Annotated in this window: 13 protein-coding genes; 4 read left to right on the top strand and 9 right to left on the bottom strand. The window is 56.5% G+C overall.

What is annotated here, in order from left to right; all coding sequences use genetic code 11:
* Positions 1-2 precede the first annotated feature (2 nt).
* A complete protein-coding gene (locus tag ACERJC_RS10120; RefSeq protein ID WP_042318015.1) occupies positions 3-110 on the top strand; it encodes a protein YohO in 108 nt (35 codons plus the stop codon).
* On the opposite strand, the gene ACERJC_RS10125 is transcribed toward ACERJC_RS10120, so the two are convergent.
* The 5 genes from ACERJC_RS10125 to bglX all read right to left on the bottom strand — a co-directional run bounded on the left by ACERJC_RS10125 (position 91) and on the right by bglX (position 6,285).
* The gene (locus ACERJC_RS10125) at positions 91-822 is read right to left on the bottom strand and encodes an ABC transporter permease (RefSeq protein ID WP_152403624.1); all 732 of its coding nucleotides are present in this window, start codon (positions 820-822) and stop codon (positions 91-93) included. The two genes, ACERJC_RS10120 and ACERJC_RS10125, sit on opposite strands and share 20 nt — an antisense overlap.
* Positions 806-1,753, bottom strand: a complete 948-nt coding sequence (locus ACERJC_RS10130) for an ABC transporter ATP-binding protein (protein WP_152403621.1) — start codon at positions 1,751-1,753, stop codon at positions 806-808. Before ACERJC_RS10130 ends, ACERJC_RS10125 begins: the two co-directional genes overlap by 17 nt.
* Positions 1,746-2,912 carry an ABC transporter permease gene (locus tag ACERJC_RS10135; RefSeq protein WP_373671589.1) on the bottom strand — a complete coding sequence of 389 codons (1,167 nt, stop codon included), beginning with the start codon at positions 2,910-2,912 and terminating at the stop codon, positions 1,746-1,748. Before ACERJC_RS10135 ends, ACERJC_RS10130 begins: the two co-directional genes overlap by 8 nt.
* A gap of 15 nt (positions 2,913-2,927) precedes the next feature.
* Complete coding sequence (gene osmF, locus ACERJC_RS10140) at positions 2,928-3,845, bottom strand: glycine betaine ABC transporter substrate-binding protein OsmF (RefSeq protein ID WP_152403616.1); 918 nt, start codon at positions 3,843-3,845, stop codon at positions 2,928-2,930.
* A 142-nt stretch (positions 3,846-3,987) separates the two neighbouring features.
* A complete protein-coding gene (gene bglX, locus ACERJC_RS10145; protein ID WP_373671590.1) occupies positions 3,988-6,285 on the bottom strand; it encodes a beta-glucosidase BglX in 2,298 nt (765 codons plus the stop codon).
* A gap of 216 nt (positions 6,286-6,501) precedes the next feature.
* Between bglX and dld the strand changes: the two genes are divergently transcribed.
* Positions 6,502-8,223, top strand: coding sequence for a D-lactate dehydrogenase (gene dld / locus ACERJC_RS10150; protein ID WP_373671591.1), 1,722 nt, complete (start codon positions 6,502-6,504; stop codon positions 8,221-8,223).
* Positions 8,224-8,336: 113 nt separating this feature from the next.
* Positions 8,337-8,891: a GNAT family N-acetyltransferase gene (locus ACERJC_RS10155; protein WP_152403610.1), complete on the top strand. Its 555-nt coding sequence runs from the start codon at positions 8,337-8,339 to the stop codon at positions 8,889-8,891.
* Positions 8,892-9,188: 297 nt separating this feature from the next.
* Here ACERJC_RS10155 and pbpG read toward each other — a convergent pair whose 3' ends face one another.
* Together pbpG and ACERJC_RS10165 are read right to left on the bottom strand one after the other, a co-directional pair.
* Positions 9,189-10,136: a D-alanyl-D-alanine endopeptidase gene (gene pbpG / locus ACERJC_RS10160; protein ID WP_373671592.1), complete on the bottom strand. Its 948-nt coding sequence runs from the start codon at positions 10,134-10,136 to the stop codon at positions 9,189-9,191.
* A gap of 165 nt (positions 10,137-10,301) precedes the next feature.
* Positions 10,302-10,889 carry a Yip1 family protein gene (locus ACERJC_RS10165; RefSeq protein ID WP_152403606.1) on the bottom strand — a complete coding sequence of 196 codons (588 nt, stop codon included), beginning with the start codon at positions 10,887-10,889 and terminating at the stop codon, positions 10,302-10,304.
* A 163-nt stretch (positions 10,890-11,052) separates the two neighbouring features.
* Here ACERJC_RS10165 and ACERJC_RS10170 point away from each other — a divergent pair, with 163 nt between their 5' ends.
* Positions 11,053-11,628: a DedA family protein gene (locus ACERJC_RS10170; RefSeq protein ID WP_152403604.1), complete on the top strand. Its 576-nt coding sequence runs from the start codon at positions 11,053-11,055 to the stop codon at positions 11,626-11,628.
* Here the strand turns inward: ACERJC_RS10170 and mdtQ are convergent.
* Positions 11,619-13,058 carry a multidrug resistance outer membrane protein MdtQ gene (gene mdtQ / locus ACERJC_RS10175; RefSeq protein WP_373671593.1) on the bottom strand — a complete coding sequence of 480 codons (1,440 nt, stop codon included), beginning with the start codon at positions 13,056-13,058 and terminating at the stop codon, positions 11,619-11,621. The two genes, ACERJC_RS10170 and mdtQ, sit on opposite strands and share 10 nt — an antisense overlap.
* Positions 13,059-13,202: 144 nt before the next feature.
* Entirely contained in the window at positions 13,203-14,141 is a 939-nt protein-coding gene (dusC, locus tag ACERJC_RS10180) for a tRNA dihydrouridine(16) synthase DusC (RefSeq protein WP_284554198.1), read from the bottom strand.
* Positions 14,142-14,251: the final 110 nt, after the last annotated feature.

Consider the following 14,251-nt stretch of genomic DNA (forward strand, 5'->3'; position numbering starts at 1 on the left):
TCATGAGCGTAGCGAAAATCGGTGTCATCACCCTCTTTTTACTCATGGCCATCGGCGGTATTGGCGGTGTGATGCTCGCAGGCTATACCTTCATTTTGCGTGCCGGCTAAGGCGCTGCACTAACCGCTCGAACAGGCGGTCTACGACGATCGCCGCCAGCGCGACCAGCAGCGCGCCCTGAATAACATACGCCGTGTTGAATCCGCTCAGACCGATGATAATCGGCGTGCCAAGCGTACTGGCCCCCACCGTTGACGCGATAGTCGCGGTGCCAATATTGATAATCACCGACGTCCGTACCCCTGCCAGAATCACCGGCGCCGCCAGCGGCAACTCCACCTTTCGCAACTGTTGTCCCGGGCTCATCCCCATTCCGCTGGCAATGTTGCGCACGCTGTCCTCGATCGACCCCAGTCCCGCCAGCGTCGCCTGCAGGATGGGTAACACGCCGTACAGGATCAGCGCAATAATGGCCGGTTTCTGACCAAACCCCATCACCGGCACCGCAATCGCCAGCACCGCGACAGGCGGAAAGGTTTGTCCAACGGCAGCAATGGTCTCCACCAGCGGGCGAAACTCCCGTCCTTTTGGTCGTGTCACCACAATTGCGGCGCCCACGCCAATCACCACGGCAAACAGGCTCGACACCGCAACCAGCCAGAAATGGGCCAGCGCCAGCGCGAGAAAGCTTTCCTGCTGGTAAACCGGGCGCGGAAGTTCAGGAAACAGACTGGCAAAAATCGCCTGGCTGTGCGGTAACCCCAACAGCATCAGCAGGAAGAGCGCGATCAACCAGAGCAGCGGGTCAGACAGTCGTTTCATGCGTTAGCGTCTCCAGTAGCAGATCGCGAAAATGCAGCGTCCCACAGACAATGCCCTGCTGATTGACCACCGGTAACACGTCGCACCCACGCGCGACAAACGCGGAAAGCGCGTCGCGCAGCGTCATCTCTTCCGTCAACGCCTCCCCGGCAATCTGTTCATCCCGGCGCACATAGTCAGCCACGGTTCGCAGCGACAGCAACCGTACTCCCAACTCGCTGCGACCGAAAAACTGTTGCACAAAGTCATTCGCCGGTGCCGTCAGCATCGCCAGCGGCGTCCCCTGCTGAACAACTTCTCCGCCGTCCATCAGCACCAGATGCTCCGCCAGGCGCAGCGCTTCATCAATATCATGCGTGACCAGCACAATGGTCCGCCCCAACAGACGGTGGATGCGGGTCATCTCCTGCTGCAACGCCCCACGAGTGACCGGATCCAGCGCGCCGAAAGGTTCATCCATCAGCAGCACCTGCGGATCGGCAGCCAGCGCGCGCGCCACGCCCACGCGCTGCTGCTGTCCACCGGAAAGCTGATGCGGATAGCGCTCGCGCAGCACGACTTCCAGCCCGAGCAGCGCCATTAATTCCTCCACCCGCTCATCAATTTTTCTGCGCGGCCACTTCAGCAATTGCGGGACGGTGGCGATGTTCTGCGCTACCGTCCAGTGCGGAAACAGGCCAATCGACTGAATCGCGTAGCCCATCCGCCGACGCAGTTCCAGTACCGGCAGACTGCGAATTTCCTCACCAGCAAAGCGAATTCTGCCGCTGTCATGCTCCACCAGCCGGTTAATCATTTTCAGAGTGGTGGATTTCCCCGAACCTGAGGTGCCAATCAGTACCGAGAAACTGCCTTCCTTAACGTGCAGATTCAGGTCGCTAACCGCCTTGTGCTCACCAAAGGCTTTATTCACGTGGCTAAATTCAATCATGGTGGGTTACCTTCAGCAGAGCATTCCCTAAATCAAACAGCGCATCAATCAGTACCGCCAGCGCAATGACCGGGATCACGCCCAGCAGCACCAGATCCACGGCGCTGCTGAGCAGTCCCTGAAACACCAGCGCGCCAAAACCCCCGGCGCCAATCAGCGCGGCGATGACGGCCATCCCGACGGTCTGCACCATCACCACCCGCAGGCTACGTAAAAAGACCGGCAGTGCCAGCGGAAGCTGAACGTGTAGAAAGCGCTGCACGGTGCTCATCCCCATCGCGCGGGCGCTTTCCAGGACATCGCGGGGAACCTGATTCAGCCCGGCCACCACGCCGCGAACCAGCGGCAAGAGCGCGTACAGCACCAGCGCGATCAGCGCCGGGGTCAGACCGGTTCCCGCCACGCCCACCGTTGCAAGCCAGGGGAACGCCTTTACCAGTCCGGCAAGCGGTGCAATCAACAGGCCGAACAGTGCGACGGAAGGAACGGTTTGAATCACATTGAGGACGGTAAACACCGGCCCCTGGCGGGCGGTGGAAAAATAACACCAGATTCCAAGGGGAATGCCTATCGCCAGCGCGGGCAGCACGGTACCCAACAGCAACGTCAGATGCTGGGCCAGCGCATCATCAAAGACATCCTGACGATTAGCGTACTCTTTGAGTAAAGAGAGGTCATCGAACGTCCCCGTCAGCAAGAGTGCGACGGGAATAATCGCCATCTGCGCATGTAAAACCCAGCGCCAGAGTGGCTGTGCGGTAATACGTCTGATAGCGTCGCTGCAGGCCAGTAATCCCAGCGCGAGCCCCAGCCAGAGACCGCTTCCCACGCTGGTTCGCGCCAGCGGCGTTCCCGTCTCTGCCAGATGTGTCGCCGCTTTACCCACGCTCCACAGCATCAGGATCACCAGCAGTTGTGCCACCACCAGCGTACACAGCGCCCCTTTTCTTCCCGGCACGAAGCACAATGCCAGCAGGGCGCAACCCGCGCCGGCGAGCATCGACACCGAACCGGGCCAGAGCGTCCAGAGCTGACGCCCCTCTCCCGACACCAGACGATTCGGGGCATAGTTCACAAACGGCAGCGCAACGGCGGCGGCTGAAAGAACAACCAGCAGCAGCAGTACGCGCTGAATACTGACTTTTGACACGTCACCCAACCTTTTTCAGTCCCTTTACTTCACCCATCCCTTTTGTTTCAGGTAATCTGCCGCCACTTTTTTGGCATCTAACCCTTCAACGGCAATACTGGCATTGAGTTGTTGCAACGTTTTTTCATCCAGGCTGGCAAACACAGGTTGCAGCCATTCCGCCATCTGCGGGTACGCCTTCAACACCGCCTCACGCACCACAGGGGCTGGCGCATAAATGGGCTGAACGCCTTTGGGATCGCTTAACGTCTGCAAGCCCAGCGCGGCGACCGGACCATCCGTCCCGTAGGCCATCGCAGCGTTGACGCCGGACGTTTGCTGCGCGGCTGCTTTGATGGTCACCGCCGTGTCACCGCCCGCCAGTGAAAGCAGTTGCGTCTGATCGAGCGTAAAATCGTAGGCTTTTTCGAACGCGGGCAGCGCGTCGGCACGTTCGATAAATTCGGCGGAGGCGGCCAGTTTGAAGGTACCGCCCTCTTTCAGATAGCGTCCGAGATCGGCCAGCGAGGTGAGTTTATTCTTTTCGGCGACATCGCTTCGCACCGCGATAGTCCAGGTATTATTGGCCGGTGCCGGTGTTAACCAGACCAGCTTATTCTGCTCTGCATCGAGTTTTTTAACTTTCTCAAAGCCTGCTTGTGCATTTTTCCATGCCGGATCGTTTTCATCTTTGAAGAAGAACGCGCCATTACCGGTGTATTCAGGGTAGATATCCAGTTCGCCTGAGGTGATCGCACCGCGCACGACCGGCGTGGTACCTAACTGGACTTTATTGACCGTTTTGACGCCGTGGCTTTCCAGCACCTGCAAAATGATGTTGCCAAGCAGCGCGCCTTCGGTATCAATTTTCGACCCAACCTTCACCGGCGACGCCGCCTGCAAGGGTAAGCTCACTGCCGCTAACAGCGCCAGCGAACCGGCCCAAATCTTTGAGATTGTCATGATGCTTTCCTCATCTTTTTGTCGACTTTTTCAGCGACTTGAGGGAAAAGCATAGTCGAAAAGTATTCCGTTAACCCGACATTTCGGTTTTTTCGGGGGGAAAAACAGGGGGAATCCACGCGGGAACGCCCCCTTACGCCGATCACAGCAATTCAAACGATCCCTGCTTCACGCGGGCAGAATCGACGCCGATAAAGACGTTGAACTTGCCGGGTTCGGCATCGAACGTCATCTGCTGATTCCAGAACTTCAGCGCGTTGATATCAATCGGGAAGCTGACGGTCTGCGTTTCGCCGGGTTTCAGGTTCACTTTCTTAAAGCCTTTCAGCTCTTTCACCGGACGACTCAGGGAAGCCGTGACGTCCTGCACGTACAGCTGGATCACCGTTTCACCTTCACGCTTGCCGGTGTTGGTCACCTTCACACTTGCCGTCACGCTGCCGTCACGTTTCATGGTCGGCGCAGAAAGCGTCACGTCAGAAACAGTAAACGTGGTGTAGCTCAGGCCATAACCAAACGGATAGAGCGGGCCGTTAGCTTCGTCAAAGTAGCGAGAGGTGTACTTGTTCGGCTTGTCGGCGTTATACGGACGACCGGTGTTGAGGTGGCTGTAATAGGTCGGGATCTGCCCCACCGAGCGTGGGAAGGACATCGGCAGTTTGCCTGACGGGTTGTAGTCGCCAAACAGGACGTCGGCAATCGCGTTACCCCCTTCCGTACCGGCAAACCAGGTTTCCAGAATCGCATCGGCCTGTTGATCTTCTTTCACCAGCGCCAGCGGACGACCGTTCATCAGCACCAGCACCAGCGGTTTTCCGGTCGCTTTCAGCGCCGCGATCAGGTCGCGCTGGCTCTGCGGCAGGGTAATGTCGGTACGGCTGGACGCTTCATGCGCCATGCCCTGTGCCTCACCCACCACGGCAACCACCACATCAGACTGCTTCGCCGCCGCGACGGCTTCATCAATCATCTCCTGAGGAGAACGCGAGTCCACCTTCACCGCCTCTTCGTACTGATTGAGGAAGGTCACAATGTCTTTATCGTTGGTGACGTTGGCCCCATGGGCGTACACCACCTTACCGTTTGTGCCGAGAGCATTTTTAATGCCGGTCAGAACGGTAATGGACTGATCGGCCACGCCTGCGGCAGACCAACTGCCCATCACGTCGCGTTTGCTGTCAGCCAGCGGGCCGACAACCGCAATCGTCCCCGATTTTTTCAGCGGCAGCGTGTCGAGGCGGTTTTTCAGCAGCACCAGGCTTTCACGCGCGACTTCACGCGCTTCTTTGCGGTGCAGCCGGCTTTCGGCGTTGGTATCCACCGGATCGGTCTCTTTCGCCCCCAGATGGCTGTACGGATCGTTAAACAGCCCCATGTCATATTTCACGTTGAGCACGTGACGCGCCGCGTCATCCAGCTCCGCCATCGTCACTTTGCCGGATTTGATCAGTCCCGGCAGGTATTTGCTGTAATACTCGTCGCTCATGCTCATGTTAATGCCGGACTTGAGCGCCACGCGCACCGCATCTTCCGGATCGGCGGCGGTGCCGTGTTTAATCAGCTCTTTGATGGCCCCGTGATCGGACACGGTAATGCCTTTAAAGCCCCACTTATCGCGCAGAATATCTTTCAGCAGCCAGGAATCAGAGGTCGCTGGCGTGCCGTTCAGCGAGTTCAGCGCCACCATCACCGCGCCGCTGCCTGCATCCAGACCGGCTTTGTACGGCGGCATATAGTCGTTAAACAGGCGCTGCGGACTCATGTCCACGGTGTTGTACTCTTTACCGCCCTCCACGGCGCCGTAGGCGGCGAAGTGCTTCACGCTGGTCATCACCGAATAGCGATCCGCCGGGCTTTTGCCCTGCATCGCTTCCACCATCGTTTTGCCCATGATGGAGGTCAGATAGGTATCTTCGCCAAAACCTTCCGAGGCGCGTCCCCAGCGCGGATCGCGGGAGACATCGACCATCGGTGCCCAGGTCATGTTCAGGCCGTCGTCGGCAGCTTCATACGCCGAGATGCGTCCGACGGTTTTCACCGCGTCGAGGTTAAAAGAGGACGCCAGCCCAAGGCTAATCGGGAAGACGGTACGCTGGCCGTGCAGCACGTCATAGGCAAAAAAGAGAGGAATTTTCAGGCGGCTCAGTTCCATCACCTGATCCTGCATTTTACGGATGTCCTGACGGGTAACGGTGTTAAAAATCGCGCCCACCTGGCCGTCTTTGATCATCTCGCGGATCGCTTCTTTCGGGTTATCCGGGCCGACGCTTATCAAACGCAGCTGGCCAATCTTTTCATCGACGGTCATTTTCGTCAGCAACTGGGTGACAAACGCATCCCGCGCTTCCGGCGTCAGCGGATGGTTACCGAACAGCTCCTCCGCCAGCGCTGGTTGCAACGCCAGACTGACTGCGACACCTACAGAACATAGCCATTTCATGTTGATTCTCTCTTTCTCTAAAGCCCGACGTGGCAGCGAAAATATAGCAAAAACCGCATTTTGCCATAAGCCTAAACGGCAGCGCGGCAGAAAGCTAAGGTTATTCTCTTAATTTTCAACGCCGCCAATTCAAAGACAGTGTGAATGAGAAAGCGTATTGTCATACAAAGCGCTATGCTTGAACCTGATATTTTGTCCCACCACAAGGAGTGGAGAATGTCTTCCATTACAACAACTGATAATAAAACCTTCCTGAATGAGCTCGCCCGCCTGGTGGGACATTCACACCTGCTGACTGACCCTGCAAAAACCGCCCGCTATCGCAAGGGTTTCCGTTCCGGTCAGGGCGAGGCTCTGGCGGTAGTCTTTCCCGGATCGCTGCTGGAACTCTGGCGCGTGCTGAACGCCTGCGTCAACGCCGATAAAATTATCCTGATGCAGGCTGCCAATACCGGCCTGACCGAAGGCTCCACGCCGAACGGTAATGATTATGACCGCGAGATTGTCATCATCAGCACCCTGCGCCTCGACAAGCTCCACGTGCTGGGCAAAGGCGAGCAGGTGCTGGCCTATCCCGGCACCACGTTGTATTCGCTGGAAAAAGCGCTGAAGCCGCTGGGGCGTGAGCCACACTCGGTGATTGGTTCGTCGTGCATCGGCGCATCGGTCATTGGCGGGATCTGTAATAACTCCGGTGGTTCGCTGGTGCAAAGAGGCCCGGCGTATACCGAAATGTCCCTGTTTGCCCGTATTGATGAAAACGGCAAGCTGCAACTGGTTAACCATCTGGGGATCGATCTGGGACAAACGCCAGAACAGATCCTGAGTCAACTGGACGATGAACGGATCAAAGAGGAAAATGTCCGCCACGACGGGCGACACGCCCACGATCACGACTACGTCACCCGCGTCAGAGACATCGACGCCGACACGCCCGCACGCTATAACGCCGATCCGGATCGCCTGTTCGAATCTTCTGGCTGTGCCGGAAAGCTGGCGGTCTTTGCGGTGCGTCTCGACACCTTTGAAGCGGAAAAAAATCAGCAGGTATTTTACATTGGCACCAATCAACCCGAGGTGCTGACGGAGATCCGCCGCCATATTCTGGCGACGTTCGACAATCTGCCGGTGGCGGGTGAATACATGCACCGCGACATTTACGACATTGCCGAACAGTACGGCAAAGACACCTTCCTGATGATTGATAAGCTCGGCACCGACAAAATGCCGTTCTTCTTCACCCTGAAGGGGCGCACCGACGCGATGCTGGAAAAGGTGAAATTCTTCCGTCCGCACTTTACCGACCGCGCGATGCAGAAGTTTGGTCATCTGTTCCCGACTCATCTGCCGCCACGCATGAAAAGCTGGCGCGATAAATATGAACATCATCTGCTGTTAAAAATGGCGGGCGATGGCGTCGCGGAAGCGCAAAGCTGGCTCACCGAATTCTTTAAAACCGCAGAAGGCGATTTCTTTGCCTGCACGCCGGAAGAAGGTAGCAAAGCCTTCCTGCACCGCTTCGCAGCGGCTGGCGCAGCCATTCGCTATCAGGCGGTTCATGCTGACGAGGTGGAGGATATTCTGGCGCTGGACATCGCACTGCGCCGCAATGACACCGAATGGTACGAACATCTGCCGGCGGAGATGGATAACCAACTGGTGCATAAACTCTATTACGGGCACTTTATGTGCTACGTCTTCCATCAGGATTATATCGTGAAGAAAGGTGTGGATGCTCACGCGCTGAAAGCGCAAATGCTGGAACTGCTGCAACAGCGCGGCGCGCAATACCCGGCTGAGCATAACGTCGGGCATCTGTATGAAGCACCGCCCGCACTGACCCGTTTTTATCGCGAAAATGACCCGACCAACAGTATGAATCCCGGAATTGGCAAGACCAGTAAGCAAAAATTCTGGAAAGTACCGTCTTCAGATTAACGCCAGCTAATGTGCCTGATGCGCAGGCTGGATTTGCACGAAATATCGTGCAAAAGTAATAAGATGTGCCGGAGTCGTGATGACTCCGGTTTTTCTTCGCAAAGGTGAGAACCATGTCTGTTGCCGATACGCTTTCTGATAACGATATCGTGGTACGCGATGCGCTGCCCGACGACGTAGAGGCGATCTCCTCGTTATATGCGTGGCATGTGTTGAATGGCCGCGCCTCTTTTGAAGAAACACCCCCAACGGTCGATGAAATGCGCCGACGTATGCGTACGGTGGCACAGTATGGATTGCCGTGGCTGGTGGCGCTCTATCGCGGCGTGATCGTCGGTTATTGTTATGCCACGCAGTATCGTCCTCGTCCGGCCTATCGTTTTACCCTGGAAGAGTCGATTTATGTCGATGCCAGCATGACCGGACGCGGCGTCGGCAGCCTGCTGATGCATACGTTAATCACCCGCTGTGAAGAAGGTCCATGGCGGCAGATGGTGGCGGTGATTGGCGACGGGCATAACAATCCGGGGTCGCTGCGACTGCATAAAAAGCACGGTTTCGAGATTGCCGGACAGTTGCGTAGCGTCGGGTATAAAAAGGGAGACTGGCGGGATACGTTGATTATGCAGCGCCCACTCAACGAAGGTGACTGGACGCTGCCAGAGTAAGGTTTTGTTATCCATGCCGGATGACGGCATAAATGCCTTATCCGGCCTACGGGTGAGATGTTTTCGTCGGCCTGATAAGCGAAGCGCCATCAGGCTATTTTCCAGGACGACTTCGCCTGATTCGGCCTACGGGTGAGATGTTTTCGTCGGCCTGATAAGCGAAGCGTCATCAGGCTATTTTCCAGGACGACTTCGCCTGATTCGGCCTACGGGTGAGGTGTTTTCGTAGGCCTGATAAGCGAAGCGTCATCAGGCTATTTTCCAGGACGATTTCGCCTGATTCGGCCTATAGCGGCATCAGTCGTTTTGCGCGGTCTGCTCACCCGCATTGCCACCCGCAGCAGCCATCTGTGCGGCTTTCTGCTTTTTATAGCTCAACGCCGCCGGCGGAACCGGCATCACTTTCCCGGTTTCGATCCACGTGCGTAAACGACTGGCGTCGGCGAAATGGGTGTACTTGCCGAACGCATCCATCACCACCAGCGCCACCGGTTTGTTATTGATTACCGTGCGCATCACCAGACAATGGCCAGCCGCGTTGGTGAAGCCGGTTTTAGTCAGCTGAATATTCCAGTTATCGCGATACACCAGATGGTTGGTATTGCGGAACGGCAGCGTATACGCCGGATTGGCGAAGGTCGCCATATCTTCACGCGTGGTACTCAGTTGACCGATTAGCGGGTACTGCTCGCTGGCAATCAGCATTTTGGTGAGATCGCGTGCGGTCGACACGTTATGAATCGACAAACCGGTTGGCTCCACAAAACGCGTCTGGGTCATACCCAGCGCTTTTGCCTTCGCGTTCATTGCTTTTATAAACGCGTTATAGCCGCCAGGATAATGGTGCGCCAGGCTCGCCGCCGCCCGGTTTTCTGAGGACATCAGCGCCAGCAGCAACATATTTTTACGGCTGATTTCACTGTTCAGCCGCACGCGAGAGTAAATCCCTTTCATCTCCGGCGTCTGGCTGATATCCACTTTCAGTTTTTCGTCCAGCGGCAGTCGTGCATCAAGCACCACCATCGCCGTCATTAATTTGGTAATTGACGCAATCGGACGCACCAGGTCCGGATGGTTCGAATAGATAACCTTATTGGTGTTCAGATCCACGATCATCGCGCTACCGGAGGCGATCTCGGGTTGAGACGCCGCGGCAGTCGCCGCCGTTTTTGCCAGCGCTTGTGGCGCAAAAGGCACAGCCAGCATCAGCGCCAGGCTCAGTATGGAAACTCGGAATTTCAGCATGATGAGATTTCAGAAAATGATTCACGCGTGATGACACGCACCGCCGGAGTCAGGATGGCTCAGGCTAGCAGAGGAATCATAGCGAGCTAATGACCTCGCCGCCATAAGAGAATCGTCAGGAAATGCTGCATTGCTGGCTTTTGCACCAACAATGCAGCACGGTAATCAGAACAAGCGGTAGCCGTATCCCCAGAGGATGACGGTCAGCGCGAGCAGCACTTCCAGTACCAGTACGCCGATAGCCAGGGTCGAGCTGGAGAAACTTAATCCCTCTTCCTTATTGATATTCAGGAATGTCGGAATGCCCAGATAGAGCAGATAGCCGGTATAGAACAGCGCTACTGTGCCAACAAATGCGCAAAGCCACACCAGCGGATACAGCGCCACCAGACCGCTAAGAAATAGCGGCGTCGCGACATAGCCGGCAAACACCATACAGTGCGTCAGGGATGGACGCTGCGGATAACTCCGCGCCATCCACCAGATCACGCGCCCCATGATTGCCACGCCCGCCAGCATCACGGCATAGAACAGGACAGCCAGCGCAAGTCCCGTAAACAAAGAGAGCTTCAGGACATTGCCGTCGCCAAAATTCCAGCCGATTTGTGTTGTACCAATGAAGGCGCAAATAACCGGGATGGCCGCCATCAAAAGCACATGGTGGGTGTAGTGATGCGAAACCGTTTCGTTCTCGCTGTTGATCACCTGCATTTCACGATTGGGATGGGAAAACAGCCCCCAGACATGGTTCATACCGCCCCCTTGTTGTCAGCTGTGGACTTAACACTTCAAGTATAATTCAGCTTTTCGATTATTTATTGTACAGACAAAGAAATGCCGCTGCGTGTGATGGCCCTTTTTGAGCATCCCGAATTCAGAGGGTGTATGCTTACAGTCATGGAGGTCATACAGACGTATGGATATAAACAGTCTTATTGCGCAATACGGTTATGCCGCTCTGGTGATTGGGAGTCTGGCGGAAGGCGAGACCATCACTCTGCTGGGAGGCGTTGCCGCACATCAGGGATTACTCAAATTTCCTCTTGTGGTCGTGGCCGTGGCCTTAGGCGGCATGATAGGTGATCAACTGCTGTATCTGCTGGGACGCCGCTATGGCGGCAAGATTCTGCGCCGCTTCGCCCGTCACCGCAACAAAATCCGCCAGGCGCAAAAGATGATCCAGCGCCGCCCGTATCTGTTCGTGATCGGCACCCGCTTTATGTACGGATTCCGCGTGATCGGGCCGCTGCTGATTGGTGCCAGCCATCTGCCACCAAAGATTTTTTTACCCCTGAATATTCTCGGCGCGCTGATCTGGGCGCTGATCTTCACCACCCTGGGCTACGTGGGAGGTGAAGTGGTCGCGCCGTGGTTGCATCACCTCGATCAGCACCTCAAGCATTGGATCTGGCTGATTCTGGCGGTAGTGCTGGTGATCGGCGCTCGCTGGTGGCTAAAGCGCCGCAGTAAAGCGAAGATGCCTCAGGAGTGATGATAGCCGCCACCGAGCGCGCTGGTGAGCTGGATCGACGCATCCAGCCACTGCCCTTGTAAAATCAGTCCGTTAGCCTGCTCGCGCAGCGCCGGTATTCTGGCCTTACTGACAAGAGAACCCGCAATGATCCCGGCGTCAAAGCGTGCCTGCGCCAGGCTGACCACCCGATCGGCGTCATGCTCTATCTGCTGCTGATGCTGATTTTTCTGCATCAGCGTCGCCACCTGACTGGCGGTGCGCGCCACGTCGTTCACCGCATCAACAACCGCTTTGTTATAACTGGCGATCGACAAATTGTTTTGTGCCTGGGCAATATCCAGACTGGCATTCAGTCTGCCGCTGTCGAAAACAGGCAGCGTCAGGCCTGCGGTCACGCCCATCTGTTGCGCAGAACTGCGGAACAGATCGCTCAGATGCAGCGCATCCTGTTGTAAAAACGCCATCAGATTGATATCGGGATAGAACGCCGCTTTCGCCGCCTCCACGCTGCTCATGGATGACGCGATCACCCAGTGCGCTGCCTGCAAATCCGCTCTGCGCGCCAGCAGGGCATAACCCAGTTGCGCTGGAAGCTGACTCTCCACCTGCGGCAGACTCACTTCGTGCAGTTGCAGCGACGTCGACTGCGTGTTGGTCAGCGCGCTCAGACGCGCCTCAATCACTTTCATCTTCCCGGCGATATCATTCAACTGCTGCTGGGTTTTGCTGTCATCAATATCCGTTTCCACGCCTTCCACCGAGGAGGTGATGCCGTTCTGATACAACTGGCGATCGGTATCAATGATGCTGCGCTGTTCCTGTTCAATTTGCGTCAGCAGTTTGCTGAGCGCCGCCTCGGTCTGCCATTCCCAGTAAAGCCGCGTAACGCCGCTGGCCAACAGCTGGCGCGACTGTTCACGCTCGGCTTCCCGCGCTTTCACCGCCCCGATTCGCGCCGTCACTTCCGCGCGGTTCTTGCCCCACAAATCGAGATCCCAACCGGCGGTTAAGCCGAACGACCCGTTGGTGTACCAGGGCCCGGTCGTGCCCGCTGCCGGATCGGTGACCGCAAACGGCCCCATGACCCCTTCTCCCGACATTTTCTGCCGTTCAGCCTCCGCCGAGAAATCAACCTGCGGCCCATCCTGGGCTTCGACCGCTTTAGCCTGCGCTTCGGCCAGCGCGATCCGTTGTTCCGCCACCTGCATATCCGGGGAACTGGCAAGCGCATTCTTCACTAATTCGTTCAACTGTGCGTCATGATAATCCTGCCACCACTGGCTTCCAGGCCATCCGTTATTCAGCGCCGACGGCAGCGCGGAATCTACGTGAGAGGTGGGAGGTTGCTGAACCAGCGTCTTTTGGGTGTCATGCATGGGGGCGCATCCCGCAAGCAAAATAGCCAGCGGAAAGCACGCGTTCAGCGCGTGAAAAGAATTACGAGTCATGAAGAGGTTCTGATAAGAAAAGGTGCGCGGAGCTTACCCGTTGTGGTGACCTGTTTTTTAGTTACGCGTGGCATAACATCTTCGGCAATGAAAAGTCACAACTGGAAAAATATATTCCAGCAGAATATAAACACGCCAATAATACTAAATTTCAATCGACTGAATCGCGCGGGCAATATCCGCTGAATTATTTAACGCGCGAATATCCTGAAAGACGTCCGTGGCCTCACGGTATTCTTTACGCAAATAACCCAGCCACTGTTTAATGCGCGCGACGTGATACAACCCGGTGTCGCCCTGTTTTTCCAGACGGGTATATTTTTTCAGCAGCGCAACCACCTGCGGCCACGGCATTCGCGGCTCGTTGTACTTCACCACCCGGCTAAGGTTAGGAATGTTTAATGCCCCGCGACCAATCATAACCGCATCACAGCCGCTGACAGCCAGACACGCCTGCGCGCTCTGCCAGTCCCAGATTTCACCGTTGGCAATCACCGGAATCGACAGACGCTCGCGGATTTCGCCAATCGCCTGCCAGTTGATATGCTCCGCCTTATAGCCCTGCTCTTTGGTGCGCCCGTGCACGACCAGCTCGCTTGCCCCGGCCTGCTGGACGGCATCCGCAATCTCAAACTTCTTGTCGCCGCTGTCCCAGCCCAGACGCACTTTCACCGTCACCGGCAGATGCGCCGGCACGGCTTCACGCATCGCTTTCGCGCCCTGGTAGATGAGTTCAGGATCCTTCAGTAACGTTGCGCCACCGCCGCTGCCGTTCACCATTTTAGACGGACAGCCGCAGTTGAGATCAACGCCGTAAGAGCCGAGTTCCACAGCGCGAGCCGCATTTTCCGCCAGCCACTGCGGGTACTGCCCCAACAGTTGCACGCGCACTAAGGTGCCGGAAGGCGTCCGACTGCCGTTGAGCAGCTCGGGGCAGAGACGATGAAAGACCTTTACCGGCAGGAGTTGATCCACCACGCGTACAAACTCGGTGATGCAGAGATCATAATCATTCACTTCCGTCAGAAGTTCGCGCACCAGTGAATCGAGCACACCTTCCATCGGCGCCAGTAAAACACGCATATCGTCATCCGCAAAAAAAAGAGGCGCTATCATAGCGCCTATCCGGAATGAGCAAAACCTTTTGCAAGGGTGGCGGCGCAAAGCGCCTTATCCCGGCCGGCACCCCATCA

The organism is Citrobacter telavivensis (assembly GCF_041807075.1).
GTDB lineage: Bacteria > Pseudomonadota > Gammaproteobacteria > Enterobacterales > Enterobacteriaceae > Citrobacter_A > Citrobacter_A telavivensis.

What these genes read in the sequence shown, in the direction of transcription:
- ACERJC_RS10120 (WP_042318015.1), top strand. Translation starts at nt 3, where the DNA reads ATGAGCGTAGCGAAAATCGGTGTCATCACCCTCTTTTTACTCATGGCC.
- ACERJC_RS10125 (WP_152403624.1), bottom strand. Translation starts at nt 822, where the DNA reads ATGAAACGACTGTCTGACCCGCTGCTCTGGTTGATCGCGCTCTTCCTG.
- ACERJC_RS10130 (WP_152403621.1), bottom strand. Translation starts at nt 1,753, where the DNA reads ATGATTGAATTTAGCCACGTGAATAAAGCCTTTGGTGAGCACAAGGCG.
- osmF (WP_152403616.1), bottom strand. Translation starts at nt 3,845, where the DNA reads ATGACAATCTCAAAGATTTGGGCCGGTTCGCTGGCGCTGTTAGCGGCA.
- bglX (WP_373671590.1), bottom strand. Translation starts at nt 6,285, where the DNA reads ATGAAATGGCTATGTTCTGTAGGTGTCGCAGTCAGTCTGGCGTTGCAA.
- dld (WP_373671591.1), top strand. Translation starts at nt 6,502, where the DNA reads ATGTCTTCCATTACAACAACTGATAATAAAACCTTCCTGAATGAGCTC.
- ACERJC_RS10155 (WP_152403610.1), top strand. Translation starts at nt 8,337, where the DNA reads ATGTCTGTTGCCGATACGCTTTCTGATAACGATATCGTGGTACGCGAT.
- pbpG (WP_373671592.1), bottom strand. Translation starts at nt 10,136, where the DNA reads ATGCTGAAATTCCGAGTTTCCATACTGAGCCTGGCGCTGATGCTGGCT.
- ACERJC_RS10165 (WP_152403606.1), bottom strand. Translation starts at nt 10,889, where the DNA reads ATGAACCATGTCTGGGGGCTGTTTTCCCATCCCAATCGTGAAATGCAG.
- ACERJC_RS10170 (WP_152403604.1), top strand. Translation starts at nt 11,053, where the DNA reads ATGGATATAAACAGTCTTATTGCGCAATACGGTTATGCCGCTCTGGTG.
- mdtQ (WP_373671593.1), bottom strand. Translation starts at nt 13,058, where the DNA reads ATGACTCGTAATTCTTTTCACGCGCTGAACGCGTGCTTTCCGCTGGCT.
- dusC (WP_284554198.1), bottom strand. Translation starts at nt 14,141, where the DNA reads ATGCGTGTTTTACTGGCGCCGATGGAAGGTGTGCTCGATTCACTGGTG.